Here is a 26,083-nt window from a genome sequence, read left to right on the forward strand (position 1 = left end):
CCTCCCGGCTACTTCTGGCAGTTAGGACAATAATGCGTACCACGGCCAGCCACTTCCTTGCGGGCAATGATACCGCCGCAGCGCTGACAAGGCTCGTTGGTTCGTCCATAAACCTGCAGATACCGCTGGTGACTGCCACTCTGGCCGGCGCCGTCGCGATAATCACGAAAGGTAGTGCCGCCATGCGCTATGCCGTCAGCAATAACCTGATTAATCGCCTGATGGAGGTAGTTTGCCTCTTGTGCAGTAAGGCTGCTTGCTATACGTTCCGGATCAATGCAGGCAACGGCTAAGGCTTCATCAACATAAATATTACCAAGACCGCCAATCAACTTCTGATTAAGCAGCACCGTCTTTATCTTAGCCCGGCGTTTACTTAGCATGTCAGCAAAATATTCTAATGTAAATTCTGCTGACAATGGCTCCGGTCCCATAGAGGCCAGGCCGGCAATACGCCACAGTTCCTCCTCTGGCATCAGATAAAGTGTTCCCAGCGTACGCGTATCAGCATATAACAAAATGTCATCATTATCAAGTTTAAATAAAATATGAGTAAACTTATCAAGCTCACTGCCTGGCGTTTTATAATACAAACGTCCGGTCATCCGTAAATGAATAATGAGTACAAAATTGTTATCAAGATAAAAAAGCAGATATTTGCCGCGGCGCACCAATTTCGTAATCGTTCTATCTGTAAGGACAGCCTGGAATTCAGCTGCTGTCGGCCATTTTACAAGGCGGGGCAAACCAATATCCACTCGAATAATCTTGCGCCCCTCTACCCTGTCTGCAAGTGTCCGACGAATTGTTTCGACTTCCGGCATTTCCGGCATAATGCATCCCCTTCTTACTTAGCTTTGGCCCAATTGGGGCCTGCTTTAACATCGGCCACTAACGGTACGGTAAGTTCCACCGCTTGCTCCATAGCTTGTTTTACAAGTGAGGTTACCTGATTAAGTTCCTCTGCTGTTACTTCCAGCAATAATTCGTCATGTACCTGTAATAACAGCCGGCTCTTAAGTCCTTTGGTCTTAAGGGCAGCGTAAACCTTATTCATAGCAATTTTAATGATATCAGCTGCAGCACCCTGAATAGGAGTGTTCATCGCCGTACGTTCCGCAAAGGAACGTTGATTAAAGTTGCGGCTATTAATATCAGGCAGCTGACGTCGACGCCCAAACAGAGTAGTTACATAGCCATCCCGATGGGCACTGGCAACACTCTCGTCAATATAGCGTTTTACCCCCTGGTATTTGGCAAAATAGCTGGCAATATAATGAGCGGCTTCTTTCCGGCTAACGCCGATATCCCGTGACAAACCATAATCACTGATACCATACACGATACCAAAATTGACGGCTTTGGCTCTAGAGCGCAGTTCTGGCGTAACCTCTGACATGGTTACACCAAAAACCTCAGCTGCCGTCCGGGTATGTATATCCTGATTATGCCTAAATGCCTCCAGCAAACTAGTATCTCCAGCCATATGGGCCAGGATGCGCAGTTCAATCTGCGAATAGTCGGCAGACATAATATATTGATAGCCCTCACCGGGAACAAATAACTCCCTGATTTTCCGGCCCATATCAGAACGAACAGGAATATTCTGCAGGTTAGGCTCAGAACTGCTTAGTCTGCCGGTAGCCGTAACCATTTGGTTAAAGCTGGTATGGATTCTGCCAGTTTCTGGCTGGATTAACACTTCCAAGCCATCAAGATAGGTTGATTTGAGTTTTGTCATCATCCTGTACTCTAACAGCTTGTCAATAAGTGGATGCTGACCTGCTAGTTTTTCCAATACTTCCGCGTCAGTAGAGTAACCGGTTTTCGTCTTTTTAATAATCGGAAGCTGCAACTTTTCAAACAGAATGACACCCAATTGCTTCGTAGAATTTATATTAAAATTTTCACCGGCAAGCAGATAGATTTCACTAACAAGCTGGTCAATTTTAGCGGCAATACTTACTGCCATCTCCTTAAGGTATTCTTGATCAACGCGAATGCCAGCGACCTCCATGGCTGCTAAAGTCTCGACAAGTGGTAATTCAACTTGTTCGAACAAGTTGTCCAGTCCGTCCTCAGCCAGTGCTGCGGCAAGACTGGCTTGCAATTGCCCCACAACCTTGCTGGCCCAGCAGGCAAACTCCGGTCGTTGCATCATCTGCTTGTCCCCGGCCGGCAAAGAGGCAGCCTGCCCCAAATATTTTTCTGCCAAAACATCAAGCGGGTAGGAAGCTGCCGTAGGTTCAAGCAAATAGGCGGCAATCAGCACATCAAATAGCTGTGCTTGTAATGCAGAGCCTCTTAGCTGGCAGATATGATACAGTTTCTTCGAGTCGTAGGTATCTACTATTATACCGGTATCAGCCAAAAGATCAAAAACAACCTCCCAGCCTTCACAGTCAGCAGGAATAAAAACGGTTTTATCTGCGCAAGTAATACCCAGACCGAGCAGTCCGGCTAACGGCGAATGCCCTGCCGGCAGCGGATAACAGCTGATTCGCTTCAGATCTTTTGCTTCCGTATAAAGTGCGATTGCCGCCGAGCGGCTGGTGACCGTAACCAACGGCAAAAACTCCACCTCGTTCGCAGGTTCCTCAGCGGCACCTGGCGCACAGTTTCCCGGAAACAGCGTATCGACCTTGTTTATCAGGCTTTTAAATTCAAATTTTATAAACAATTCTTTGACAGCTTGTTTTGCCGGAGTAATGCCCAAAGTTTCAGGAATAAAATCGATGTTCATATCACGAATAATGGTTGCCAATTGCTTAGATAATACTGCTTGGTCTGTATATTGCCGGAGATTTTCCTGCAGTTTTTTCCCGGCAACTTTATCAATATTATTCAGGACATTTTCCATGGAACTAAATTCGGCCAATAGCTTGAGCGCCGTTTTTTCGCCAATGCCTGGAACGCCTGGTATATTATCAGAAGTATCTCCCATTAACCCTTTCATATCAATCATCTGACTTGGAGTTAGCCCATATTTTTCTTTAAGTGCCGGAACATCAATGGTTTCCGTTTCTGTTATACCCTTTCTAGTAAGCAATACCTTGACTGCTGGTCCTATCAATTGCAACGCATCACGGTCACCGGTAACAATAAGAACTTCAAACCCCAGCTTAGCTGCCTTTTCAGATAATGTCCCAATAATATCGTCAGCCTCATAGCCTTGTTCCTCCAGGGTAGTTATACCAAGTGCCTGGAGTAACTCACGCACCAGCGGAAATTGTTCAGATAACTCACTGGGAGTAGCCTGCCTCTGCCCCTTATACTGCTGATAGACCTCTGTTCGAAAGGTAACCCGGCTTTTATCAAACGCCACAGCAACTAAATCCGGGCTGTACTCTGTTAACAGTTTGACAAGCATAGTAGTAAACCCATATACCGCATTAGTATATAGCCCATCTGCCGTACGCAGCATGGGTAATGCATGGAATGCGCGATGCACTAAACTACTACCGTCAATTATAATAAATTTTTGGGACATATGCCCACCACCTTATGCTCCAATATTGTATCCAGTCTATCTGTATTGGCTATTAGTACTTTAAATCCCTTCTCTATTTTTCTAAATATACTCCAACCTTATGTATTAAGAAAAAACGAGATTGCTTTCGCATACGACGAAGCAATCTCGTTTCAAAATAGTCCTTGCCTTTACGGATAAATAAATTCTATCGTTTTAGCTTCTTTATTCCAATATACATAGGCATTAAAATATTGATTGATATTTGTGATTTTGATGAACGGAACACTATCTACCATAACAATAGGTATGGTAACAATTTCCCCCTTAACTGCCATAGTTAATAATTGTTTCTCCTGATTCCAGTTAACTTTATACCCGAGAGCCTCTGCCAATGGCAGTGCCGGTACTGCTGCTATTCCCTGCAGCTCATGTACCTCAAGATTGACTGGCTTATCATTCAGGAAAACTCCCTGGTATTCCAAAAATAACGTATTTTCTTCGTTTTTCCAGCTTGGCTGGCTGGCAAATAATGCTGTCAGCTTGTCTGTAGCTACATATACCACATTGTCAACTACAATACCCGGTACGGTGGTTGCTCCATATTGAACGACCTTGGTTTTCTCATCCCACTTTATTTGCCGCTTGAGCGTCCCGGCAACCGCATAGATGGGAACATAGCGCACATCCTGAACAATTAGCCCTTGTTCACTTATTTGCTTACCGTTAACCTGAATCGCAAACCGATTTGCAATAACGACCTGCTCATCACTTGGATCATTAATCATTTCGCGCAATAACTCGTCAGGTACCAGCGTATTTAGGCGGTACGTATTCAGTTTGTTTCTAACATCCTGGACAGTAATACTGCTATAACCATAAATATCAGGATAAACAGCCAGTAACACCTGCCCCCGGGCATTGGTTCGAACCTTTACCCGGTCATAGGTTATTTTTACTGGTGTTCCGCAATTAACCAACTCAAAAAGTTCTTCTACATCAACTTCCTGCATGCGAATACAGCCATTTGACACAGCGTCACCAATTGACTCAGGTGCATTGGTACCATGGATTCCGTAATTATTCCAGATACCCAGCCAACGGTAGCCTAATGGGTTGTCTGGTCCGGATGGTACTACTTTCCCCGGCTGATCTGGCGGATACCAGGCAGGATTTATATCCTTACTGATAATAGCAAACGTACCAATTGGGGTAGGAGTAGATGCTTTTCCAATAGCTATGGGGAATTCTTTTATTACTTTATTGTCTGCAAACAGTTCAATCGTTCGACTAGGCAAATTCACCGTAATACTGGGTCCAGCCAGCGCAATTGTTGTGGAGTAGCAACTAACAATAATTAATAAAAAAAGTGTAGTAAACCAAAACCTAAACCGGAGTAACACTTGCATCCCTTCTTCACATTAATTTTTGTAACAATAACATAATATGAAGAATACCAGGCAATATTACCCCTACTTGCAATAATATTTGTAGTGATTTTCATTATCTCCTTACTGTAGGTTAAGTATCTGCTGATCTATTATCCGTAAATGCCGGTGGCGGTCATCAATTATAGGAAGATAGATATGGATACAAGCACCTGTGTTTATCTGGTTAGCTGGGCTGATATTGATAAAGCCACCATGCTCGCCAATAATCCGATGAGCAACAGGCAGGCCAAGTCCCATATGCTCAAGTTTCGTTGTATAAAATGGTTCAAATATCCGGGGCAGAATTTCAGGATTTACCCCTGATCCAGTATCACTGATAGCAATAACCAGCATATTAAGCTCAGAATTAAGCCAAGTCTTTACTGACAGTACCCCTTCTCCCGGCATTGCTTCCATAGCATTTTGCATTACATTTACAATGGCCTGTTTTATTAAATTACTATCCACCTTGAGCAGCGGCAGGTTAGGAGCCAGCTGTTTATCGATTTCAATTTTTTCACCATCCAGTTGTTTAAAGGTCAAAAGCAGTGCTTCCCCAATAGTGCGATTTATATCAATATTATCTTCTTTATTAACTGGTGGATTGGCAAATAAAACAAGTTCCTTTACTACACTATTGATAGCAGATACTTCATCTAGCATCATTTCCAGCACATCACGTCCCACCGTGTAGCGATCATCTTCCAAACGGCCGAGCATTACCTGCAAATAGCCGCTGATGGTAGTAAGCGGTGTCCGGACATGATGCGCTACCCCTGCCGCCAATTCGCCTAGCGACATTAGCATTTGCGTTACCTGTATTTGTTTGATTGTGGCCCGAACTGCTGATAAATCCTGGATAATAACAATCAATCCATTGGCTTGTCCAGCATTGCTCCGAAGCTTGAGCGTATCAATATGGGCATAGATAAATTGATCTTGTACTTTTAATTTTAAATTAATCGTATTTAATTCTTCATATTCTTGCAGATGAAAGGCTTGTAAAAATTTATCGCCATGCTGCTTAAAAACATCATCCGCCCTTCTGCCAATTGACCTGGCCCGCTCAACTCCACAAATTTTTTCAGCTTCGCGATTTAGATTTTTTACCCGAAAATCATTGTCTAGGAAAATAATTCCGGTTGTAGTGTCAATGGAGTCTTGATAATCATCTTCTCCGTGCAAATATACTATTTTACTGTTGAGCGCTTCTGCAGCCGACATTTTCGATCTCCTCCTACCGACCATTTTTATTAATTCTTGTAGTAAACATTCTTGTAAATTTTTGTAATTCCTGCCAAATCAGCAGAATAACTTTTCGTAAAAAACCGACACTTTTTAATATTTACATGTCGAATTAACTCCAGGCAGCCATTCAGACCTTTTGTTGTCTACTATTTTCACAGTTGCCTAATTCGACATGTTGCCGCCGTTCCGGATTACTATCCACTATTTTTGCAGCATAATAAGGTACTAAGCTTCATTAATTTCCATTATTTGTAATTCAATGAATTCTTTTTACATTTTTTACCATGTATTAGCCGAATATAAAAGGCAGCAGCCTAGGTAATTACACCTTTTGCCGCTGCCGTTTCATTTGTTTAGCCTTTTAAATTTATGCAAATAACCGCTGCCAGAATGACTTGGTTTTTTTGGTTTCCCTTTGCTCTATAGCCTGACGCAACTGGGTATCTACCAACTGGAAATGATCAGTCAGCTCTTTTTCCAGCCGTTCCTCCAATTTGTTTACCTCTTGCTTTAAATTGTGCAATTCTTCCTGCTGTTCATTAACAATACTAATCGTAGCCGCTATTTGCTGTAAAGCTTGATTTTGTGAAGCAACCACAGCCATTATCGCCGAACCGTCAAGCTGCGTTAGTGACGTCAAGGCTTGCGATTGATGGATTTCATCCTTTTGCGAATATGTTGCGCTGCTTTCCTGCGTTTTTTCCTCGGCCTCATTAACGTCAATAAAGCGGGTAAAACGCTGATTGAGGTCACTGGCAATATCATCAGCACTTTTGTTTTTATGCATACCTTTGGCAATAGTCTGAAACACGACAACCGCCTCGGGATAAAAGCGTTTCTTTTTCCCTTCACCGGCAGCTGGCAAATAATCCATGAATAAATCACGGTAATACCGCAAAGTGCTTTGAGGAATGCCCAGTTCCTGCGATATCTCTTTGATACTTAGCAATTCTGACACAAAAACCACCTCTGCAATTTTGTTGTTGCGATACTATTCGCGATCACAAAGTAGTTTTCCTGCTATTTTTATGAATTTATGTAAAAAAATTACAAATATTTTTTTTACGTCCTCATTTTACTATATTACAAAAAATATCGTAGACTAAAGAGTAACAAAAATGATATTGAGAGCAAACGAAAAAAAGTTCTAAGTAAACTTAGAACTTTTAATGGTGCGGGTGAAGGGACTTGAACCCCCACCTAGTTACCCAGAGCAGATTTTGAGTCTGCCGCGTCTGCCATTCCGCCACACCCGCATAAATTTTGAGGAGGAAATATCCCACCCGAGCAATTATTTTGTTTATGTCCTGCATCGGACATTTGTTATGATATCATTTAGGCGTATTATTGTCAAGTACGTTTATAGGGATTTTTTTATTTTATGTTTAAAGGAGAATATCGTTTGCTGACAAATATATATCTTGGTTAACCACTATAGCTGGGGAAAAGTCCCCCGCGCGATAACCAGGAAGGATTGAGCCTTATGCCGATAATGAACATCAATGGACAAAACATTACCTATACCATCCGAATGGATAAGCGTCGCAAGGCCATTCAGTTACGGATACTCCCCTCTGCTGTTGTAGAAATTGTCACCCCTGGTAAATTGACTCAGTCTGAGATTGAACATATTTTTACTGCCAAAAACAAATGGCTTAGCAAACGCTTAGACAAACTGGCTTCACTGGCTGAAAACCCTGTTAATCAGCAATTGGAATCTGGCTCACAGCTACTGTATAAAGGGGAGCCCCATACTTTGACAATCTTACCTGGCAGCACCAAGGTAGAATTAGTCTTACTTCCCTGCGAATTACAGTTGCAATTGCCACAGAACTATGCTGACCATCAACAGGCTGCAGCTATTGTGGAACAAATAGTAAAAGCCTGGCTTGTTGACCAGGCTGGGAGTTTATTTCTTGATAAAACCAAGCAGTGGGCCGCGGTTATTGGTGTTCGCCCTGCTAAGATAACTATCAGAGACCAAAAAACCCGGTGGGGCAGTTGCTCAAGCCTTGGTAATATTAATTATAACTGGCGGATTATCATGGCTCCCCTTTGGGTAACTGATTATCTGGTAATTCATGAACTGTGCCATATGCTTGTTCCTAATCATTCTGCTAAATTTTGGGAACAAGTCAGCCGGTTTTCACCAAACTACCAGGAATGCCGTAAATGGCTAACCGATAATGGCAAGCTGTTATCCCGGCTATTTTAGCTTATTTTGCTGGTACCAATTGTTTATTCTGGAGATATTTCAGCAATATCTCGGCAGTAGTAGTCGTTAACTTGAAACAAGTATGCCGTTGCTCCTTGCTACCAAATTCATGAGGGTTAAGCACCCGGCAACAGGTAGCACCAAATTGCCCGGAAAAAATATCATGGAACTCTTGCGCGCTGTCATAAACAGGTCCGCGGCTTTGCTCTTTATTGGACCGGCCTTGTAGCATTCCCAGTACCATCGTAGCACCGGAAAGCGCGCCACACATACAACCGGCATGTCCCAGCCCACCGCCAAAGCCTGATGACATCTTTAGTGCTTCATCAGAAATATCTAATTTATAAAAGTCCCGGAAGGCCCTAACAACTGATTCGGCACAATTAAAGCCGTCTTTAAAGTGTTGTCCTGTCAACTCCTTAGCTGTTAACTGTACCTGATTTTGTTCGCTCATAATATCCTCCATTTAGTTAGTGTTTTATTATTTTGCTATATTATCCTCAAATTCCTGCTTTAACACAAAACAATTCTGCCAGCGTTCTATCCAGAGAAAGTTAACCTCTCCATCTGGGAAAAAAAAGAACACTCCAGTGATGGAGTGTTTACCGAATACGTTTAACTACCAGCGAAGCCAGCAAGCCCCCCAGGGCACCAGTAACTAATTGCGGCCAACTCATTGCAAGCATTATCCCGGCAGCCAATTTGGAAGGAATGGCTATAAAGGTTAGCAACCAAGTAAATGCTAGGTATAAAAATCCCGTTTTGCCTACTGTTGCTAAAACAGTACCTGGAATGCGCCCCCACTTACAGGCAAACAAAAACAGGCAAATATAAGCCGCATTCCCTAACGCAACAGGAAGAATAAACACCGGTAATGGCAGCAGCATTTGAAAATAGGCTACCAACGGAGTAACTGCCGCAATAATGAGCGCCGGCCATAAACCTGCCTTTTCGGCAGCAATAAGTAATGAAGAGTTGACCAAACTTCCAATAATAAAAGTAGATAGAAAAGGCGGCAGGGGAATAAAAAACCGCAGTGACTGAAAAAGCAAAGTAAGCGCCAACAATAGTGCCGTTCTCGTAATAATCCGATTGTCTGACATAATTTCTCCTGTTATCTGCGCCGACGGCGAGTGTAGTCGCGGCCAAACATCATATAGGCTAAAAGAGCCAATAGAACAAGATTGCCAATCATTCCACCAATTATTCCTAAGTCAACCAGTACATTGACGGCGGTTAACCCGCCAAGAAACAGCATCGAATGCCTCATATCTGTAAAAGGATCGCGCCGTAATAACAAATAAGCTACTCCCAGTACGGCTAAATCAATAAACACCCACGCTAAGGCGCTGAAAACAAGATACTTAAGCATACTGCCGATAATCATCGCTGCCAGTATTTTAAACCATGTTTGATTCATTGTTACCTCCCTCTACTTTCTGTGATAGCCCATGACTATCCATTAACTAAAGCCTCACTAACAATTAATTATGCCCAAGTTTATAAAATTCCTGCCTTCCTCTGATTAACTATAAAAAATATCAGAAATAGTATATTTTTTTTAAAATAATGTTTATAGTTTTGTTAATTTGAGCATACTTTTTATTGCAGACTAACTTTCCAAGGAGTGAATACCATGAGTGAAGAAAGAGATTTTTCCTTTACATTGTTTGAGCCACATCGCACCCGCCTGCCCAAAAATGATCAACCGGCAGTGGAAGTACGTCCCAATGGCCGTATTGTCTTTAACAAAAATGCCACCCAGTTGTTAGAAAACAGCAACTTTTGCATGCTTGGTTATGATCCTGAAAACCGGGCACTCGGCATTTTGCCGACAGAAGAGTTGAAACCAAACGCTTTTCCTGTACGTTATGCAGCCAAAGGCGCCTATATCGGCGCAAAAAAGTTTTTTAAGCACTTTGATATCTTACCAAGCCAGTTAGTTGAAAATACTCCATTCAAAAGTGGTTCCTTTATTGGCCTAACTTTATAGCCTCTATATTTTATTATCAGACAAAAACAAAAGTTACTCCCAATGAGTAACTTTTGTTTTTGTACCCTAACAGCAAGGTTAGCTTTCCTTAAAAGAAAAGCGGATAAAGGCAGGTCCGGCGCAAACCGTATTTTCTTAAAAAAGAACTGTTTTCTCTTGTCAATTATTATCAATATGCTGTAAAATTAAAGCAACCGTTATTAAGAAGATAGGAGAACAAAAGATGGACAATCAATTGAACACACTCACTGCGGCAGAATTAAAAGTTGCTTTTGAGGCACAAGGATATATTAGTGATAAGGAACTAATAACTACGGTCTTTCTAGCCTTAAAACTAGAAAAACCACTATTAATTGAAGGCGCGCCTGGTGTTGGTAAAACTGAAATTGCCAAAGTCTTAAGCAGCGTATTTAATACTGAGCTTATCCGGTTGCAATGCTATGAAGGTTTGGATGAAAACAAAGCCTTATATGAATGGAATTATCAACGGCAATTAATTAAAATCCAAATGATCCGGGATAACGCTTCCCAAGATATTTCCGAGCAGGATATCTTTTCCCCGGAATACTTATTGGAACGGCCACTGCTCAAAGCTATTCGTGCCGAAAAACGTGCGGTGTTACTTATTGATGAAATTGATAAAACAGATGAGGAGTTTGAAGCTTTTTTATTTGAAATCCTTTCTGATTTCCAAATCTCCATTCCCGAGCTTGGCACCATCAAAGCCAAGCATATTCCTATCGTAATATTGACAAGTAATCATGACCGTGAGCTTTCGGAAGGCTTACGCCGCCGTTGTGTATATCTATATATTGATTATCCCTCGATTGAAAAAGAAATCAATATTATTCGCACGAAAATCCCAGAAGCTACAGAAAAACTAGCCCTGCAGATTGCCACCGCTGTCAACCACCTGCGGCATAGCCTGACACTCAATAAACAGCCATCGATTGCTGAGACGCTGGATTGGACAAGATCTTTGATTGCTATGCATGCTGATTACCTGGATTCTACATTAGTAAAACAAACTATGGGCTTGCTATTAAAAAACCGCGACGATTTGCTGGCATTTCAAAAAGATTTGGGCGTAGACGGATTATGTGCCGCAGTCAAACAGGCTACTGCCACTAATAAAACGCAAGCTTGTGACTGCCATGGCACAGCAAGCTGTAAGGGCTGATTATCTTGAACTCGCTTGCTGATAATATTGTCGGGTTTATCCAGATCTTGCGCCAGCTTGGAGTACGGATCAGCACGGCTGAAACCATTGATGCTGTAGATAGCTTAACAGTCATTGATAATTTTGATCAGACAGAATTCCGCGCAGCATTAAAAAGCACCCTTATAAAACATGCCGAAGATCAAACCGCCTTTAATCAGGCCTTTAACCTATTCTTTGTGCCGCCAGAAGCAAAAAAAGAGCAGCAAACTGCCTGGGATTCCAAACAGCAGCTTGATCTGGAACAAACCAAACAGGCCGAAGAAGAACTGGTTTTCCAGGGACGCCCGCTGGAAATTCCTGATGACCTTAAAGATGTCTATAAACGCTTACCTGAACAGGAAAAGCAGCGACTGCAGGAATTTTTAGAAAAGACCTCCACAGGTAACAAGGTCCAAGAATCCTTTCAACCAATAGTTGAAAACCTGCTTAGGAGTTCACTTTCCTTTTGGCAGCGCCAGCTATCACCTGAAGATTTAGCTCAGCTTGCTGCTGCCCGCCGTCAATTGCTGGGACACGACGAACTTGATCATGTCGTAGACTCGGCGGCAGGGCTTGGCGGTACTGGCGGCAACCCGCTCCTCTATAAAAATATGCAAGATATTGCCGAACATGAGATCCCACAAGTTACAGCCCTAATTAAACGATTAGCCAGCCGTTTAACAACCCGTATCTCCCGTCGCTTTCGCATAACCGGCCGACGCAAGCTTATTGATATACGCAAAAGCATCCGTCGCAATATGCGTTATGGCGGTATTATGATTTCCTTAAAGTATAAAACCAAAAAAATTCATAAACCTAATATTATTGTTGTTTGTGATGTATCCGCCTCGATGACAAAATATGTCCGGTTTACCCTACCGCTGCTGTTTGGCCTATCCAGTGTTGTAAAAAATATTGAAAGCTTTATTTTTGCCACTGATTTGGAAAAAGTAACCGATTATTTCCGCCGTGGTGCTGACTTTGCCCAGGTTACGGAAAAATTAGCCACAAATTCTTCCCAAATGGGACAGGGTACTAATTTATTTATTGCCTTATCAAGCCTGGAAGAAGATCATAAGCAATTGCTTACGCCATCTACTCTACTCTTTATTATCAGTGACGCCAACACATTAGCACCGCTGGAAACGGCCGGTCAGTTATCCCTAATCAGCAAAAAGGTTAAACGTGTTTTGTGGCTCAATACCCAGCCCAAGGAACGTTGGCCCCAAAACAGTGCCATACCACTGTTTGCCAAATTCTGCGCCATGTTCGAATGTTACTCGCTAGCCCACCTGACTAAAATATTATCTCTCAACCTAACTCGGCAATCTTGATATATACGTGCTTAGTATAAAAAAATAAAGGATGTGTTCTTATGTATTTCGACGGACCTTCATTGCTTGCCCACTACCAACGCTGGCTAACCACCTATCGTGAGCCAATTGAAGAAAAGCTCACTACTGCGCTAAGCCACAGAGATCAAAAGCAAGCAATGCACAACGCTATGGAAGTGCTGTTAACCGAAGTTTTACCGATGGCCATATCAGAAATGATTTTGTTTAACAATGGCCGACTGGAAGAAGCAATCCAAGAACAAGATGGCGGTTGTTCAAGCTGTGCAAGTAACATAATTAAATAAAAAACTGCTGGAAGCCTTTGGCCTCCAGCAGTTTTTTATCTTAGTACGCGAGTCAAGACTCTCCACCTGAATCCCCAATGTTTCAGCTATGCTGAAACGAGTTCACGCACTAGCACAACGTGCAGTCACCACAGCTTTGGGGAGGAATCGGCATGCCATACACGGCCAGCTGTTTGCCAAACAATGTGGTTTCAATATCAACGCGTAAAGGAACTTGGCCATTATAATTGATAATCGAACTATGAGCATAGACTTCAACACCATCAATAGTTACTGCTTCATAATCAGCTTGTTCATAATCCACGGGTTTTCCCAATTGTACAGTCGGCAGATCAGCTGTCTTCGTAGCCGTGCAGCTAGGTATCAGACGTTTGGCGATCCTTACCGAAATTACATTACCTTCTTGGGCAATATATTCCTGTGCCCGTTCTGTAACTGTCATGTTCATAATTTTCACCCTCCTTAGTTTACTTACGCTGACATTCTTTGTCAATCAAGGTCCAGTACTCCTTCTGAATTTTGCGAGTGACAGGACCAACGCTGCCGCTGCCAACAGGCTGATTATTTAAAGTTACAATGGGTGTAATCTCGGTACTGGTCCCTGAAATAAAAGCCTCTTGTGCCGATTTAACAAACGCCTCATCAAACTTTTTCTCGACAACCACAATACCCAGGTCTGACGCTATTTTTTCGATAACCAGTGTACGGGTGACACCAGTTAAGATCAGGTTGCACTTAGGATGTGTCCAGACCACATCATCCTTAACGACAAAAAAGTTACTGCTTGTGCCTTCGGTTACAATACCGTCACGAACTTGGATACCTTCCCAGCACCCTGCGCTCTTGGCCTTTTGTTTTCCTAATACATTACCGAGAAGATTAAGCGATTTAATATCACATCTGAGCCATCTTTCGTCTGGAATTAGCATAGCTTTGCACCCTTCGGCTTTATTCTTATCAATGGCAGCGCTGGAGGGACGAATTGACATTGTTAACCGCGGCACAACATTTTCGGGAAAGCTGTGTGTCCTGGGGGATACTCCGCGCGTGATTTGAAGGTAGATGGCTGCATCCATAATACCGCTTTCTTTGATAAGCAGCTCATGAAATTCAGTCAATTCTTCAAACGTATATACGGCCGGAATTGCTAGTTCACGTAAGGAACGGTATAACCTGTCCATATGTGGCTGCAAAGCAAAGCAATGACCATTATACACCTTTGTTACTTCATAGACCCCATCGCCAAACTGATGACCCCGATCTTCCATCGATACAATATTTTCACTTATATCTATTATTTTACCATCTACCAAACCGATTGGCTTCATGAAAAAATCTCCTTATAAATTATTATTATAGATAAGCTATTATTTATACAAATTATGCAGCATTTCATGATTTCCTGCTGCTATTATATATTTTTTTGCTTCTTTATCAGTAAGTATGGCTTCCGCTAGGCTACTCTTATCTTGCTGCTTATCTTGTTTTAGCCGTAAGACGCTCAAAAGACACATAACCTCTGGGAAATTAGGAGTTATCTGGTAATGTTATAAAAGTTTCTTGCAGCCAAACGCGTTACAGCCTATAATTGATAATAGTGTCTTATCTACTGGTAACAGCTAAAATAGTAATGTAATATACGCTGTGGCAACATAACCAGTTGCAGCTTACATCGTAAGGAGCAAAAAAAACTATGGCTAATCAACGCATTGTGGCTCTTGATTATATTCGCGGTATATCTATGTTAGGTGTGCTAGGCATCCATACCGGTGCTTATTCGCTGACATATGAGGCTGCTAATTTACATCTATTTGCTATCTATGAAATAGTTACCCGCTTTAGCGTGCCGATATTTTTCTTTGTATCAGCTTTCGGCTTATTTCTCAGTCAACCGCTAAAAAAGGAATTTCACTACCCCACGTTTATGGTTAAACGCTTTCGAACTGTACTATTACCTTATTTAACTTGGTCTATTCTTTATATGTTGCATTATACCTGGATAAGTGGCGCAACAGACCTCTGGCACAGGCCGCTTATATATAAATACTTTTTGTTTGGGTTAGCTTCTTACCAGTTATATTTTTTAGTGATTTTAGTTTGGTTTTATGCCCTTATGCCCTTATGGCGGCAACTTGTCAGCATGATTCTTAAAGCCCCGTTCGTAGGATTAGTCAGCTTGTTACTTGTTCAAATAGCTTTTAATTATTATTCCAGTTATCTGCTTCACGCAAATTATAATAATCATTATCTTAACCTTATGATCCAGCACCGCATGAGCTATTGGGTTCTTCATTATCTGTTTATCTTCATCCTTGGTGGAATTTGTGCCGAACGCTATTCACAGTTTCTCGCACTCCTAAAACAAAACAGCAGACGAATCACAGCCTGTTTTATTCTTACCTTAGCCGGAATACTGTCCCATTATTACTACCTTGTCTACCAACAGCACTACACGCTGGAAGCAACAGCTAATACTGTTCACCAGCTCAGTCCACTGGGTGTGCTATATACCGCCAGTGCAACCTTATTCTGGTTTAAAACCTTTACCAGACCATTACCTGAATCACTAGCCGCTATGTTACACCAATTAGGTAAGTACTCTTATTTAATTTATCTTATTCATCCATTGGTAATGTATTATTTACTTATTGAACTTAATCAACGTTCCCAGGCGTTAACGCCATTGACTACTATTGGCTTTTATGTAACAACACTTGCTTTAAGTTCTGGCTTGGCCTGGAGCATCAATAAGCTAGGGGTCCACGTCCCCTTACTCGGGTTGTTACTTACTGGTTCATTTCCCAAGAAAAACAGACTTGACGCGAAAGCATAAACAACTATAAGTTAAGGCGGACATACTAATTGTCCGCCTTTGGTTTAGGATAAATAACCTATTTGTTTCAAATGCTCCCGATCCGCCACTGTAATAACATTTTCAGCATTAAAGCTATCTTCTTCATCGAGCAGCATCTTCTGCCGGCGTTTAATCTGTGTACAATATTGAAATAGCAGTTGGCAAAACCGTTTTATCGATTTGTGTTGACCTGAATTAAGCGGGCACTTAATCCATTCTTGATATATCTGTTCAATAATATCTGCTATGGTTGTAGTAAAATTTTGTCTTGACACAAATTCTACCAACTGCAGGCATTCGCGTATCAGTATATAAAGCGCCTTTTGACGAAACAAATCACGCCTTGGAGCAGCAGTAAGTTCAGCAGCTAACAGACGGCGTCCTATTTCAAAGAGCGGGTAAATAACGGTAAAGCTTTCTGTCAAACTTCGCTGGGTTACAGCCAGTCTGGCTGCTTGAACAACCCCGTCAAGTGACTGTCGCCAAATACTAATGTTTTTAATTTCCACCGCTAATTCGAGGCTGAACATGGCTATCTGTCCACTTAACTGACTAAATGGATCAAGACTATCCATACTTGATAAATGAGCACATTCTACAATGAGGCTTGCCAATGCCTTCTCTGACAAAGTATTTTTTTCGGCCAATTGGTCAATATATTGCGTTATTAGCTCAAACATAGGAACATTACCAGCTTTAACTATCCGGTGTAGCCACGCTGTTAATACCCAGGCTGCCTGTTCGTGCAAGGGACTGTCTCCTTGTTCAGTCGCCAGCCAGCTGGCTATTTTTACCAATATTTCACGAACAAGGCCAGTGTCTTTCCGTCGCAAAGCAGTTAACCCGGTTAATCGTATAGCCCGAATAACAGCCCGACAAACAGCCTCATCCTGAATCCCGCTGACGGAAAAAATAACGTCCACCGCACGCGCTGCCAAAAAGTTCTGTCGTTGTTTCAAACTCATAACGGCAATCAAACCAAGCTGCTCAATAGCAACCGGCAGCTCTATCACAGTCATATTTTTCAGCAATGGCCGAAACGCGTCAATACAATGACCAGCAACATCAAGCTGGTTAGTGCGCAAAGCTAAATAAATAACAGCAGTCAATCGTGCTGGCTCTCCGTCCCTGCCCAGACCGTGACCTAACGCTAACTTTAGCAAGTCAAGAGCTTGATAAGCGTCATCTGCTCTACCGGCGGCCAGACTAGTATGCAGAATTTTATAGAGCGAACGCATACTGGCTTTGCCGGCCCTACTACCCACTTGCCGCTTTTGCGTAATAGTACTCAATTGAAACTTTATATGCTTAAACTGCCAAGCAAGCCGCCTAGTGTACAACCACCAAGCGGCTAAGCTTATCCCAGTAAGCACGATCAACCATACAGCCATAAAAGGGTTCTCCCTATCTAGCGTTAATTTCTCCCTGATATACAATACCGCGGGAAGCATCCACAGTGACTATCGCACCATCCTGTAAACGCTCTACAGCGCCTTCCACACCGACTAGCACTGGCATACCAAAGCTTACCCCGACAATAGCAGCGTGAGATGTAAGTCCACCCTCTTCGGCTATGATAGCAGCCGCTTTAGCAGCATAGGGGGCAATTTCTTCGTCAACACTATTTACAACCAGAATATCACCTGCTTTAAACTTGGTTGTAATTTCTTTAATTGAGGTAACCACAACAATTTGACCGGTAACAGCCCGCTGACCAATCCCAGTGCCACGCAGCAGAATATTGCCAACAACATGCACCCTAATCATATTGGTTGTTCCAGACAGCCCTGCAGGCACACCAGCCGTAACGACAACTAAATCACCATCTTTAACAACCCCGGCTGCTAATGAAGTGGCTACCGCACTTTGCACCATTTCATCCGTATTATTAAAGCTAGGTCCCAAAATAGGATAGACGCCCCATAATAATAGCATTCGCAGGACTGTTTTAGTACAAGGTGTAACAGCCACAATTGTGGACTGCGGACGATATTTTGATACCATTCGTGCCGTATAGCCCGACTGGGTTGAAGTCACAATCGCGGCAGCGCCCAGTTCATGCGATATTTGTACAGTAGCATGACTGATCGCATCTGTCGTAGTCCGCTGCAATTGAATCCCTTTACCAATCAGAATATCGCTAAGCTGCAGGGAGGTTTCTGTACGAACAGCAATACGGGCCATAGTTTGCACTGCTTCCAGCGGGTATTGACCTGAGGCTGTTTCACCGCTAAGCATAATCGCATCAGTGCCATCAAAAATAGCATTAGCAATATCGCTCGCTTCCGCTCTGGTAGGACGGGGATTAGAAACCATAGACTCCAGCATTTGAGTCGCGGTGATAACAGGCTTGCCGGCCTTATTACATTTTTGGATCAGCATTTTCTGTACAAGCGGTACTTCTTCTGCAGGAATCTCTACCCCGAGATCACCTCTGGCCACCATAAGGCCGTCTGCAACCTTGATAATTTCATCTATGTTTTTGACACCCTCGGCATTTTCAATCTTTGGAATAATTTCCATCGAATAATTGCCATCTTCCAATATCTTGCGAATAGCTAATACATCGGCTGCCCGCTGGATGAAGGAAGCAGCAATAAAGTCCATTTGACTTGCAATCCCAAATTTGATATCTGCTACATCTTGCTCAGACAGAGGCGGCAGATTAACAGCAACCCCCGGTGCGGCAACCCGTTTGCGATCACTGATTTGACCGCTGTTATTTACAGTAGTAATAATGTCATCGCCCTCAATAGCGTCAATATGCAGACTCACCAGACCATCAGAGATAAGGATGGTTTGTCCAACAGCTACCTCTTGCGGCAAAAACTTATGATTGACAGAAGCCATTTCCTTGGTACCGACTACCTCACGACCTGTAAGAACAAACTTCTGACCTTTATCTAAATCAACTTTACCTGCCGCAAACAAACCCAACCGCATTTCCGGTCCCTTGGTATCAAGCATCAATGCAATTGGTTTCTTTACATTGTTAGCCGCTTCCCTTACCCTGGCAATTCGTTTTGCATGCTCTTCATGTGAACCATGAGAAAAGTTAAACCGGGCAACATTCATACCCGCTTCCATCATTGATTCTAAAATACCTGACTTATCAGTGCTAGGACCTACAGTGCAAACAATCTTAGTCTTTTTAAGCATACTATTCACTCCTTCAGTCTTACTACTGCTTAGCGTATTACATATTGACATAAAACAGCATGGGCTTCATCGGCTTCTGATTCTAAAACCAAAATTTCATACAAGCCATCGCCTAAGGCTGAAACCAGTCCCGCCGGGCGTATATCGGCGAGCACCCCTTCATTACACAGCACGTTTTTAAATTTTTCGGCCTGTGCCCGATTAGAAGCTATATATACTACGGTCCACATACGTATCCTCCTATTAGCTTCTCTCTAATAATAAACCACTAACCGCATTAATCTAATAATGACATACTGACAATAAAGCTAATTATTAAACTTTGTTCTCCAAAGTTAGCTGTATTCCTGCTAAAAATAAAAAATAGTAGCCCGGACATAAGTCCGGGCTGCTGCCTGTCATCCGCAGGTAAGAATTCTTCATAATAGCAGAACCGGACTGATCGGCTTTGACATTGGCAGTCAACAGGCTGACTGCCACAAAGACAATGGAATTGGCAACTAAAGCCACAAATCCAGCATTCAGGTGTAAACCAGCAAAAGGCATCGGGTTCATTTTACCAAGGCATGGCCTGTACCTTGCTAATTTGCCCATAAGAGCAAGTTTCTATAATAAGACCTATCCCTGTTAGCAGAGTTGCAAATAAGGCAGCAAAAAGGCCAGATTCACGCCTGTAATAAATTCAATGCGGACACTACCATAATCTCCACCCCATGACTAAATCCGCTTTCATCCATGTCAAACTTAGGGTGATGGTGAGGATAGACAATTCCCTTGTCTTTATTACCGACACCAATGAACATAAAACAGCCTGGCACCTGTTGCTGATAATAGGAAAAATCCTCGGCAACCATCGTTGGACTCATCTCAAAAACAGCCGTCTTACCCAATACGGCTTCCCCCGACTTGGCGACAACCCTGGCTACCTCCGGATTATTAATAACAGGTGGGTAACCATAATAGCAATCTAAAACATAGGTTGCACCGGCGGCTGCGCAAATACCGCTGCACATCCGGTCAATCGCGGCAAAGATTGTCTCCCGGGTGCTTTGCGCAAATGTCCGTACGGTTCCCTTCAGAGTAGCCGAGTCAGGTATGATATTAAAAGTGTCACCGGCGTTAAATACCCCTAGCGATAATACGGCCAGTTCATTAGCATTCACAAGATTGCCGGTAATCGTCTTTAGTGCCAATACAATTTGTGCGCCAACATACAGTGGATCAATCGTCTGATGCGGCATAGAACCATGTCCGCCAGAACCCTTTATGGTAATAGTAAAATTATCAGGAGAAGCCATCATCGGACCATAGGTTAGCCCCAGGGTCCCCACTGCGAACGGTTGCCACAGATGCGCCCCAATTACAGCATCCACGCTCTCCACTGCGCCATCAGCAATCATTGCTATCGCACCACCCGGAAACTTTTCCTCGCTTGGCTGGAACAGCAGTCTGATCGTACCTGGCAGCTCTTCCTTAATTGTACTAAATACTTTCGCAATCCCCAGCAGCACAGCTGTATGACCATCATGGCCGCAGGCATGACAACGCCCGGCATTGCGTGAGCGGTACGGCTGATCAATTTCATCTTGAATCGGCAACGCATCAATGTCGGCGCGGATGGCAACTGTTTTTCCCTGTCGACCTCCTTTAATCTCAGCAATAACCCCAGTACCAGCAGCTGAACGGGGATTTAACCCCATTGCCGTGAGTTCGGCGATAATTTTCTTTTGAGTTTCAAATTCTTGACCACCGAGCTCTGGAAAGGCTCGAAAATGCCGCCGCAGGGTAACGACATAGTCGCTACCCTCTATTACTAATTCATGGATATGTTTGTTCATATGTGTCGTCCTTTCCCTTCTTGTTTCTGTAAAATTAGTCAATATTCTTTTTATACAAATACTACTAAAACTCCTGCATATTACAAGCTGACAGTTTATTGCACTATAGTATCTATTTTTAATTAGTATTCAGGGCAAAAAAATAAAGGCTAAAACCTCTGCGGTCCGCCTCGTATTATAAATTTCACCAATAATAATACATTTTATTTTTATCATATGTAATATAGCCGTGATGAGGCTTTTCTACCCTCTTGGAATCAGCCTTCATTGGGGTTAAATTTGTCTCCTGATCACTCAGTTTAGCCGCCTCAACCGGCGCAGTCGCCATAGTTAAGACAGCTATGGAAAGAACGGCAACAAACAACCTTCTTTTCATCGCTACCAGCCTTTCTTACTATTACTATTGGTAGTATTCGTCCCCTATAGGTCAGTTCCTGCAGCTAAGTTGCCGTTCTTGTTTAAGAATTATTTCCCAATAGTTTAGGAGATACTCTGCGAAGTTCCAGCCATAAAAAACTCCCAGTAAAAAGTGATGAAATGACATCAGATACCGGCATTGTCAACCATATTCCTTCTAAACCAAAAAATCGAGGTAAGATAATAAGTGCCGGTATTAAGATAATCACCTGCCGTGACATACTAAGAAAAATGGCATATCCTGCCTTGCCAGTTGCCTGGAAATAACTAGCGCCGATGATTTGAAACCCGATCAGCGGCAGCATAATCAAAGAAGTTTCAATTCCATCTGCGCCTAGTGCAATGAGCTCTGGATTGTTATTAAATAATCGGATAATCTGGCTGGACAAAAGTTGTGTTACCGCAAAACCAATTACCGATACCAAGGTAGCCGCATATGTGCCAAGCTTCACGACTTCAATTACACGCTTATAATTTTTTGCACCATAGTTATATCCCAGAATTGGCTGAACACCCTGGCTGATGCCGAATATAGGCATTAGTATTAGCATTGCCACTCTGTTAATCACCCCATATGCCGCTACAGCCAGTTCTCCTCCATAACTGAGCAGGCTGTAATTCGATAATATAGTTACCGCACTGGCAGCAATCTGCATTAAAAACGGCGATAAACCGATTTTGCAAATGTCGAAAACAATATTTTTATCAAGCCGCAAATTAGACCAGCGCAGCTTAAGAACCCCCTCATCGCTGATAAGATAGCGTAGTACCCATACAGCTGCAACTGCCTGAGCAGCTACTGTAGCCAAGGCCGATCCCGCTATCCCCAGTTTGAATACAAAAATAAACAGTGGATTTAGTACAATGTTCAGCACAGAGGCAATTAACATGGTTGCCATTGCCATTCTTGGATTGCCTTCAGCCCTGATAATATTATTGAGGCCAAAGCCGATATGCATAAAGATACTGCCTAAAAGAATGATGCGGGTAAACTCGCGGGCATATGGCAATACGTGAGGTTCTGCCCCTAACAGCACCAGTATTTGATCTAAATAGATAAGGGCAGCCACCGTTGTCGATAACACAGCCACAAGCATCAGGCTGCAGGCATTGCCAAGAATAATTTCGGCTTCGTGCTTATTTTGTTCGCCTAAACGAATGGATACCAGTGTCGAAGCACCAATACCAATCAACATACCAATTGCCATTAAAATAATCATGATAGGAAAAGCTATCGTTACCGCAGTAAGACCAATATCACCAACCCCATTACCAACAAAGATACTGTCCACAATATTATATAGCGCATTCACCACCATCCCAATAATGGCCGGCAGGGAAAATTCCCATAATAGCTTACTTATTTTTTTCTGCCCCAAGGCTCCAGATTGATCCATACTTTCCTCCACAAAATAAAATTTATATCTATCATAAACCATAATAAGCTTTGCGACACATAGCAATATTTTATTCAATAATTTATCTATCATACTATTTATCGTCTTGCTGCGACTTACTCTGGTAAAATTACCAAAGAGAACTAATGCGGGAAATAAAAACGAGATTGCCACGCGACCACCCGCAATGAGATGAATTCTAGTTCCCATCATTGCAGAAAAGGTAGGGCGAAGCAATTCTCGCTTTCGGCTTAGCTCTAAATTCGCAATTAACCTTTCAACCAGGACAAAGAGTATGTAAGCACAAAACTCTAACGATAATTCACTTCAGAATTTACACAAGTCACCAAGGGTTTACCTGCCAAACCAAGTAAGAGATTTTCTGCTGCCAGCATTGCCATCCGGTTACGGGTTTCGGTTGTGGCGCTGCCAATATGTGGAACAACAAGAATATTCGGCAATTGTAGCAAGGGATGGTTTGCCGGCAGCGGTTCAGGATCAGTAACATCCAGCGCCGCATAGGCAATCTGTTTGTCAGATAGCGCCTTGTATAAAGCCTGCGTATCTACAACCCCGCCTCTAGCCGCATTAATGAAATAGGCTGTCGGTTTCATTTGGGCAAACTCTTTTGCCCCGAACATTCCCTGGCTTTCAGGAGTCAGCGGGGTAAGCACAATAATAAAATCAGCTGCGGCTAAAAGCTCAGACAAAGTACGATACTCGGCTTTGAGCTGCTCCTGGTCAGGACGGGGATGGCGGTTATTATAGATGACTTTCATTCCACTGGCCTGAGCCCGTCTGGCAACAGCTGAACCAATAGCTCCCATACCGACAATACCAACTGTCTTATTATACAAATCTACGCCTAGCGGCAGTTGTCCCTCTTGCCATTTCCCGGCCCGTACCCAATCCCAGCCTTCATGAATACGCCGGGCTGCTGTCAAAAGTAGTCCGAAAGCCAAATCTGCCGTTGCCTCAACAAGCACGCCAGGGGTATTACCAAAAGGAATTTTCCGGTTGGTACAGGCCTTAATATCAATATTATCATAGCCTACCGACGATTGCGCAATCACTCTTACTTTGGGCGCAGCCGCTAATAATGTTTCATTTACTGCAATCTTGCCAGTAACAAACAATCCTTCCGCATCCTCCAGCCACTTTGCTAACTCTTCAACGCGCGGCGGCGTTGACTTCTGCCATTGGCGAACCTCACACTGCTCTTCAATGGCCGCCAGTGCTGAAGGTAATATTTCTCCGGTAATTACAACTTTATATTTGGTCATAAAGTCCACCGCCCTTACTTATAGAATGTTATTTGCACTATCATTTACTTCGCCGTTGTTTTTATTCCACCTGCTCGCAAAATTCACGACAGTTCTGATTGTACACACGGGTTTGCTCCTGTACTCATTTCCAAAAGGTGCATAGCTGAGAGTCAGGACCACCCGTCCATGAACGGGTGGTCCTGACTAAATACAAATACGAGTTGAAAAGGAAATATGTAAATGCCTCATCCGTCACAAAACTGGAGTTAAATTTGGGAGGGAGTAAAGGGCAATGTCCGCCTCGTTGCTTTTCCGATGATGGAGCGTTTGAGCATTTTCAGCGGAAAAGTCTGTGCACAGACTTAGGCTTGAGAACATAAAATGATTTCAGATGTTGGAATCACCCTCGGTCAAAAATGAGGAATTAAATCGGTTGAGAGTTCATTTCACACTCAGTTTATCAATCGCCCATTGAGCAACGTCCCGAACTAGGGGGTTTGCATTCTCCAGTGCCTTTTTTAGTGCTGGGATATGCGACTGGTCACCCGTATTACCAAGGGCGATAGCGGCGTTTCGTCGGAACAGATCCATATCCCTGATGTAGTTATACATGATGGGATAGACCACATTCTGATAATACTTCTCATCTAGGAGTAGAATCCGCTCTAAATCGAAGTCTTTTTTCAGTTCTTCCAGGAATAAATCTTTTTTCGATGCATTTGCCAATACCTTCTTATTTCGAGGGCAAGCGAGCTGACAAGCATCGCAGCCGTGGATCTTTGTACCAAGGCATTCACGTAATTCATAGGGGATAACCATGTTACTTAGATTATTCCGCAATACGCAATTCAACGGAAGCAGTCTTCTTGCCTGCGCTATTGCGTGAGTGGGACAGGCCTTTATACATTCCTGGCAATCTGGCGGACATTTGCAGATTATTGTAGGTTCGTCGCATTCGAGTTCCGTATCAACTACGAATGTATACAAAATGATGAAGGAGCCATCTTCCTCGGTGTAGGCGAAGTTATTCTTACCGTAGGTAATAACTCCGGCTCTCGCACATGCCATGCGTTCAGGAACAATGATACCCCCCTCATACATGGAGATGCCCAGAGATTTGATAAAATCCTTAAACGCATTTACGCGCAAACCACAGGAAGACTCCTCTAAAGGTCGATAGGAGCGGCTTAAATAGGCGCGGCCCACATATGGCGTCAGTTCTTCCGGGAACAGGATATCGCTGAAACCGTAGACAGTGCAAATGATAGATTTTCCTTCTGGATAAAATGTGCTAGGGCGGCATCCGTCAATCAAATAGCCGGTTCCCGGAGTATTAATCCAGGGAGTGTAGTCGGGACGGGAGTTCAGTTCCTGTTCGTACTCGACGAAATCATCTGCAGTAGTGGTGCCAATTTTGGAAAACCCTAGCTCCAATGCCTTCATTTTGATTTTCTTTGTCAGTTCCTTTTTATCCATCATCAATCATCCCTTCTCTTTTATAACTAGTTTAATCTTTTTCGGCACTATAATTAACAAAATTATGCTTGTCATATTGTTTTTTTTAATAAGCATCTATAAAATTTCTCTCACTTGCTCATTAAACTATAATTACGCAATAACCATGCCAATATTTTTGAATCCTTTAAAATGAGTCATTAACGACTTATCTTCTTTCTAATCAAAGTCATAATGAGATTAAAATATGTCTCGCCTGGTAAATCAGTTTCATTTTGACATTTAAATTATTGACATGAAGCTTCTAAGATCGACTGTCTTACCGAAACCAAAAAGGACGGACTTTCACCAACTAGTAAGCGTCCACCGGGCACACCAAAAAACCACCTGATGTAAAGCATCAGGCGGTCCAAAATCGACGAATTTTACAACCAAGAAGAAGCAAGCTCTGATTAGAAATTATAACATCTGTCCTGCCTGCCATAAGGGACGCACTTCAGGTC

Annotated in this window: 25 protein-coding genes and 1 tRNA gene; 6 read left to right on the top strand and 20 right to left on the bottom strand. The window is 42.9% G+C overall.

Translation table 11 applies throughout. The features are described 5' to 3' along the window. Positions 1-8 precede the first annotated feature (8 nt). From mutM to SALPA_RS26825, 6 genes are all read right to left on the bottom strand, one after another. Positions 9-833 (bottom strand): bifunctional DNA-formamidopyrimidine glycosylase/DNA-(apurinic or apyrimidinic site) lyase, encoded by an 825-nt coding sequence (gene mutM / locus SALPA_RS26800; protein WP_145101288.1) that lies wholly within the window; start codon positions 831-833, stop codon positions 9-11. Between the two features lie 14 nt (positions 834-847). Further along, entirely contained in the window at positions 848-3,490 is a 2,643-nt protein-coding gene (gene polA, locus SALPA_RS26805; protein ID WP_145101290.1) for a DNA polymerase I, read from the bottom strand. 170 nt (positions 3,491-3,660) lie between these two features. Continuing rightward, positions 3,661-4,872 (bottom strand): L,D-transpeptidase family protein, encoded by a 1,212-nt coding sequence (locus tag SALPA_RS26810; RefSeq protein WP_186451246.1) that lies wholly within the window; start codon positions 4,870-4,872, stop codon positions 3,661-3,663. Positions 4,873-4,980: 108 nt separating this feature from the next. Beyond that, entirely contained in the window at positions 4,981-6,123 is a 1,143-nt protein-coding gene (locus SALPA_RS26815) for a nitrogen regulation protein NR(II) (RefSeq protein ID WP_145101294.1), read from the bottom strand. Positions 6,124-6,514: 391 nt separating this feature from the next. After that, a complete protein-coding gene (locus tag SALPA_RS26820) occupies positions 6,515-7,105 on the bottom strand; it encodes a MerR family transcriptional regulator (RefSeq protein ID WP_186451247.1) in 591 nt (196 codons plus the stop codon). A gap of 212 nt (positions 7,106-7,317) precedes the next feature. Next, positions 7,318-7,403: transfer RNA gene (locus tag SALPA_RS26825), tRNA-Leu, on the bottom strand. Between the two features lie 227 nt (positions 7,404-7,630). On the opposite strand from SALPA_RS26825, the gene SALPA_RS26830 reads away from it, so the two are divergent. Continuing rightward, positions 7,631-8,362 (top strand): M48 family metallopeptidase, encoded by a 732-nt coding sequence (locus SALPA_RS26830; protein WP_145101298.1) that lies wholly within the window; start codon positions 7,631-7,633, stop codon positions 8,360-8,362. A gap of 1 nt (position 8,363) precedes the next feature. Here SALPA_RS26830 and SALPA_RS26835 read toward each other — a convergent pair whose 3' ends face one another. The 3 genes from SALPA_RS26835 to SALPA_RS26845 all read right to left on the bottom strand — a co-directional run bounded on the left by SALPA_RS26835 (position 8,364) and on the right by SALPA_RS26845 (position 9,782). Next, positions 8,364-8,816 carry a C-GCAxxG-C-C family protein gene (locus tag SALPA_RS26835; protein ID WP_145101300.1) on the bottom strand — a complete coding sequence of 151 codons (453 nt, stop codon included), beginning with the start codon at positions 8,814-8,816 and terminating at the stop codon, positions 8,364-8,366. Positions 8,817-8,964: 148 nt separating this feature from the next. Continuing rightward, positions 8,965-9,465 (bottom strand): hypothetical protein, encoded by a 501-nt coding sequence (locus tag SALPA_RS26840; protein ID WP_145101301.1) that lies wholly within the window; start codon positions 9,463-9,465, stop codon positions 8,965-8,967. An 11-nt stretch (positions 9,466-9,476) separates the two neighbouring features. Then, a complete protein-coding gene (locus SALPA_RS26845; RefSeq protein ID WP_145101303.1) occupies positions 9,477-9,782 on the bottom strand; it encodes a hypothetical protein in 306 nt (101 codons plus the stop codon). Between the two features lie 216 nt (positions 9,783-9,998). Between SALPA_RS26845 and SALPA_RS26850 the strand changes: the two genes are divergently transcribed. From SALPA_RS26850 to SALPA_RS26865, 4 genes are all read left to right on the top strand, one after another. Then, complete coding sequence (locus SALPA_RS26850; protein ID WP_021170311.1) at positions 9,999-10,355, top strand: hypothetical protein; 357 nt, start codon at positions 9,999-10,001, stop codon at positions 10,353-10,355. Between the two features lie 223 nt (positions 10,356-10,578). After that, complete coding sequence (locus tag SALPA_RS26855; RefSeq protein WP_145101305.1) at positions 10,579-11,535, top strand: MoxR family ATPase; 957 nt, start codon at positions 10,579-10,581, stop codon at positions 11,533-11,535. 5 nt (positions 11,536-11,540) lie between these two features. Next, positions 11,541-12,890 carry a VWA domain-containing protein gene (locus tag SALPA_RS26860; protein ID WP_145101307.1) on the top strand — a complete coding sequence of 450 codons (1,350 nt, stop codon included), beginning with the start codon at positions 11,541-11,543 and terminating at the stop codon, positions 12,888-12,890. A gap of 41 nt (positions 12,891-12,931) precedes the next feature. Then, the gene (locus SALPA_RS26865; protein WP_145101309.1) at positions 12,932-13,195 is read left to right on the top strand and encodes a hypothetical protein; all 264 of its coding nucleotides are present in this window, start codon (positions 12,932-12,934) and stop codon (positions 13,193-13,195) included. A gap of 109 nt (positions 13,196-13,304) precedes the next feature. Here SALPA_RS26865 and SALPA_RS26870 read toward each other — a convergent pair whose 3' ends face one another. Next, positions 13,305-13,643, bottom strand: coding sequence for a CC/Se motif family (seleno)protein (locus SALPA_RS26870; RefSeq protein WP_145101311.1), 339 nt, complete (start codon positions 13,641-13,643; stop codon positions 13,305-13,307). A 19-nt stretch (positions 13,644-13,662) separates the two neighbouring features. Continuing rightward, complete coding sequence (gene dat / locus SALPA_RS26875) at positions 13,663-14,523, bottom strand: D-amino-acid transaminase (RefSeq protein ID WP_145101313.1); 861 nt, start codon at positions 14,521-14,523, stop codon at positions 13,663-13,665. Between the two features lie 365 nt (positions 14,524-14,888). Here dat and SALPA_RS26880 point away from each other — a divergent pair, with 365 nt between their 5' ends. Then, positions 14,889-16,028, top strand: coding sequence for an acyltransferase (locus SALPA_RS26880; protein ID WP_145101315.1), 1,140 nt, complete (start codon positions 14,889-14,891; stop codon positions 16,026-16,028). Positions 16,029-16,072: 44 nt separating this feature from the next. Here SALPA_RS26880 and SALPA_RS26885 read toward each other — a convergent pair whose 3' ends face one another. The 9 genes from SALPA_RS26885 to SALPA_RS26925 form a co-directional block, all read right to left on the bottom strand. Then, the gene (locus SALPA_RS26885) at positions 16,073-17,440 is read right to left on the bottom strand and encodes a hypothetical protein (RefSeq protein WP_145101317.1); all 1,368 of its coding nucleotides are present in this window, start codon (positions 17,438-17,440) and stop codon (positions 16,073-16,075) included. 13 nt (positions 17,441-17,453) lie between these two features. Next, the gene (gene pyk, locus SALPA_RS26890; RefSeq protein WP_186451248.1) at positions 17,454-19,208 is read right to left on the bottom strand and encodes a pyruvate kinase; all 1,755 of its coding nucleotides are present in this window, start codon (positions 19,206-19,208) and stop codon (positions 17,454-17,456) included. 29 nt (positions 19,209-19,237) lie between these two features. Further along, complete coding sequence (locus tag SALPA_RS26895) at positions 19,238-19,438, bottom strand: hypothetical protein (RefSeq protein ID WP_145101321.1); 201 nt, start codon at positions 19,436-19,438, stop codon at positions 19,238-19,240. Between the two features lie 85 nt (positions 19,439-19,523). Then, positions 19,524-19,763 carry a hypothetical protein gene (locus SALPA_RS26900; RefSeq protein WP_222428135.1) on the bottom strand — a complete coding sequence of 80 codons (240 nt, stop codon included), beginning with the start codon at positions 19,761-19,763 and terminating at the stop codon, positions 19,524-19,526. Between the two features lie 110 nt (positions 19,764-19,873). Further along, a complete protein-coding gene (locus tag SALPA_RS26905; RefSeq protein ID WP_145101324.1) occupies positions 19,874-21,046 on the bottom strand; it encodes a M20 family metallopeptidase in 1,173 nt (390 codons plus the stop codon). Between the two features lie 184 nt (positions 21,047-21,230). Then, positions 21,231-21,422, bottom strand: coding sequence for a hypothetical protein (locus tag SALPA_RS26910; RefSeq protein WP_145101326.1), 192 nt, complete (start codon positions 21,420-21,422; stop codon positions 21,231-21,233). An 82-nt stretch (positions 21,423-21,504) separates the two neighbouring features. Continuing rightward, positions 21,505-22,860: an MATE family efflux transporter gene (locus SALPA_RS26915; protein ID WP_145101328.1), complete on the bottom strand. Its 1,356-nt coding sequence runs from the start codon at positions 22,858-22,860 to the stop codon at positions 21,505-21,507. 311 nt (positions 22,861-23,171) lie between these two features. Then, positions 23,172-24,143 carry a D-glycerate dehydrogenase gene (locus SALPA_RS26920; RefSeq protein ID WP_145101330.1) on the bottom strand — a complete coding sequence of 324 codons (972 nt, stop codon included), beginning with the start codon at positions 24,141-24,143 and terminating at the stop codon, positions 23,172-23,174. Between the two features lie 423 nt (positions 24,144-24,566). After that, the gene (locus SALPA_RS26925) at positions 24,567-25,604 is read right to left on the bottom strand and encodes an epoxyqueuosine reductase (protein WP_145101332.1); all 1,038 of its coding nucleotides are present in this window, start codon (positions 25,602-25,604) and stop codon (positions 24,567-24,569) included. Positions 25,605-26,083: the final 479 nt, after the last annotated feature.

It is taken from the genome of Sporomusa sp. KB1 (genome assembly GCF_007830295.1).
Taxonomy (GTDB): domain Bacteria; phylum Bacillota; class Negativicutes; order Sporomusales; family Sporomusaceae; genus Sporomusa.